Raw genomic sequence first — 2951 nt, 5'->3', positions numbered from 1 at the left:
GCGTGGCACTACCGGAGGACGTCCGCTGCCACGCATGGCGTGGCCCACTACCGGGGTGTCGGCTCAGTCGTGGTGTGAGAGTGCCTTCAGCAGTGCCGCATTGAACCGGGCTGGGTCCTGCACCTGCGGCGAGTGGCCCAGATCCTCGAAGCTCACCAGGGTGGCGCCCGGAATCGCCGCGGCGGCTGCCTTGCCCAGGGCGGGGTAGTTGCCCAGCGTCGCTTTCAGGGCCGGCGGTGCCAGGTCACGGCCGATCGCGGTGCGGTCGGTCTGGCCGATGAACAAGGTGGTCGGCACCGTCAGCTTGGGCAGCTCATAGACCACCGGCTGGTTGAACACCATGTCCGAGGTCAGCGCCTGGCTCCATGCCACCGCCTGTTTGCCGGGGCCGTCGTACATGCGCGACTGCATGCGCACCCACTGCTCGTACTCGGGCTTCCACTGGCCGTTGTAATAGACGTCGAGCTGGTACTTCTTGATGCTGTCGAAGCTGGTTTTCAGCTCACCCGCATACCAGGCGTCGATGCTGCGCCATGGCACGCCCTTGGCCTTCCAGTCTTCCAGGCCGATCGGGTTGACCAGCGACAGGCTGATCGTGCGCTGCGGATACATCAGCGCGAAGCGCGCGGCGAGCATGCCCCCCATCGAATGGCCGACGATGTGCAGCTTGCCCTCGCCATAGCCCAGATGCTCCAGCAGCGCTTCGGTATTGGCAGCCAACTGACCGAACGAGTACTGATAGCGCTCGGGCTTGCTCGATTTGCAGAAACCGATCTGATCCGGCGCGATCACCCGGTAGCTGGCCGCGCTCAGTGCCGCGATGGTGTCCTTCCAGGTGGCCGCGCAGAAGTTCTTGCCGTGCAGCAGCACCACCGTACCGGCGAAGCCTTTGCCACCGGCGGGGACGTCGATGTAGGCCATCTCCAGCGGCTGGCGCTGGGACTCGAAGCGGAAGATCTTCACGGGGTACGGATAGTCGAAGCCTTCCAGTCGCGGGCCGTAGGTGTCGGCGGCGAGGGTGGTCAGCGGCAGGCAGGCAAGCAGGGCGGCAGCCAGGATGCGCATGGCGGTCTCCATCGGGGGGAAGTCCTGACTGTACCGGAGCGGCCGTGCAGGCGTACCGACGATGCCACCGGAGCAGCCGACCAACGGTCGGCTCTACCGCCGGGAACGGTCGATCAGCACTCGATGACGTTGACCGCCAGCCCGCCGCGGCTGGTTTCCTTGTACTTGTCCTGCATGTCGCGGCCAGTGTCGCGCATGGTCTTGATGACCTTGTCCAGCGAGACCTTGTGCTTGCCATCGCCACGCATCGCCATGCGCGAGGCGTTGATCGCCTTGACCGCGCCCATCGCATTGCGCTCGATGCAGGGAATCTGCACCAACCCGCCGATCGGGTCGCAGGTCAGGCCGAGGTTGTGTTCCATGCCGATTTCAGCGGCATTCTCGATCTGGCTCGGGTTGCCGCCCAGCGCGGCGACCAGGCCGCCGGCCGCCATCGAACAGGCCACGCCCACTTCGCCCTGGCAGCCGACTTCGGCACCGGAGATCGAGGCGTTTTCCTTGTACAGAATGCCGATCGCCGCCGAGGTCAGCAGGAAATCGAACACGCGCTGTTCGTTGGCGCCGGGGCAGAAGCGGTCGAAATAGTGCAGCACCGCCGGCAGTACCCCGGCAGCGCCGTTGGTCGGGGCGGTGACTACGCGGCCACCGGCGGCGTTTTCTTCGTTCACCGCCAGCGCGTACAGATTGACCCAGTCCAGCGTGGTCAACGGGTCGCGCATCGCCGCCTCCGGCTTGGAGGACAGTTCGCGGTACAGCGCCGGGGCGCGACGCGAGACATGCAGGCCGCCGGGCAGGGTGCCTTCCTGGCGGATGCCGCGCTCCACGCAGGCCTGCATGGCGCTCCAGATTTCGCGGAGGCTGTCGCGGATCTCGTCCTCGGTCCGCCAGCACTTCTCGTTCTCGAACATCATCTGGGCGATGCTCAGGCCACTGCGTGCGGTCTGCGCGAGCAGCTCGTCGCCGCTCTTGAACGGGTAGGGCAGCGGGGTTTCATCGGGCACGATGCGGTCATCGGCCGCATCGTCCTGGTTGACCACGAAGCCACCGCCGACGGAGTAGTAATCGCGCGTGGCGATCACCTGCTCGTCCGCACCGTAGGCAGTAAAGCGCATGCCGTTGGTGTGGTACGGCAGTTTCTGGCGTTTGTTCAGGCCCAGGTCGCGCTTCTCGTCGAAGGCGATCTCATGCTGCCCCATCAGGCGGATGCGCTTGCTGCTGCGGATGCGCTCCAGCGTCTCGGGGATGATGTCCGGATCGATCAGGTTCGGGCGCTGGCCTTCCAACCCGAGCAGCACGGCCTTGTCGGTGCCATGGCCACGGCCGGTCAGGGCCAGCGAGCCGTAGACGTCGGCGCGGATGCGCACCACGTCCTGCAGGTGGCCCGGATCGAGGAGCCAGCGGTGCACGAAACGTTCGGCAGCCTTCATCGGTCCCACGGTGTGCGAAGAACTCGGGCCAATGCCGATCTTGAAAACGTCGAACGTGCTGACAGCCATGATTGCCAAACTGCGGGTATCGGATGGAGCGCTATTCTATGCGCTTCGTGCCGCCGGCTCTGGCTGCGGCGCAACATTTTCCAAGGTGGGTGGGCCGGTGTTTACCTTGTACCAGCGTGATGACTGCCATTTGTGCGACCAGGCCCTGGCGGTGCTGGCGCAGGCCCGGGTGGCCAATCTGGACAGTGTGTTCATCGATGACGACACCGCGCTGGAGGCCCGCTACGGGCTGCGGGTGCCGGTGTTGCGCGATGCGCGGGGCCGCGAGCTGGACTGGCCGTTCGATGTCGCGGCGGTAGCAGCCTGGATCGGCTGACACGCAGCGTCGCTTGGCGGTGCTGGATGCTGTAGTGGGGGGGGGGGGGGGGGGGGGGGGGGGGGGGGGGGGGG

At 66.2% G+C, this 2951-nt stretch carries 3 protein-coding genes; 1 reads left to right on the top strand and 2 read right to left on the bottom strand.

Features of this window, described 5'->3' with window-relative positions:
- Positions 1-63: 63 nt before the first annotated feature.
- Both ACE026_RS16495 and ACE026_RS16490 read right to left on the bottom strand, forming a co-directional pair.
- Positions 64-1065 carry an alpha/beta fold hydrolase gene (locus ACE026_RS16495; protein WP_486039939.1) on the bottom strand — a complete coding sequence of 334 codons (1002 nt, stop codon included), beginning with the start codon at positions 1063-1065 and terminating at the stop codon, positions 64-66.
- Positions 1066-1178: 113 nt separating this feature from the next.
- Positions 1179-2561: an L-serine ammonia-lyase gene (locus ACE026_RS16490; protein ID WP_123730460.1), complete on the bottom strand. Its 1383-nt coding sequence runs from the start codon at positions 2559-2561 to the stop codon at positions 1179-1181.
- Positions 2562-2658: 97 nt separating this feature from the next.
- On the opposite strand from ACE026_RS16490, the gene ACE026_RS16485 reads away from it, so the two are divergent.
- On the top strand, positions 2659-2877 hold the full coding sequence (locus tag ACE026_RS16485) for a glutaredoxin family protein (protein WP_346468333.1): 219 nt from the start codon (positions 2659-2661) through the stop codon (positions 2875-2877).
- Positions 2878-2951: the final 74 nt, after the last annotated feature.

This window comes from Stenotrophomonas sp. AGC87, assembly GCF_057333975.1.
The sequence above is the reverse complement of the archived record's forward strand: the minus strand, read 5'-3'. Positions and strand labels throughout refer to the sequence as shown.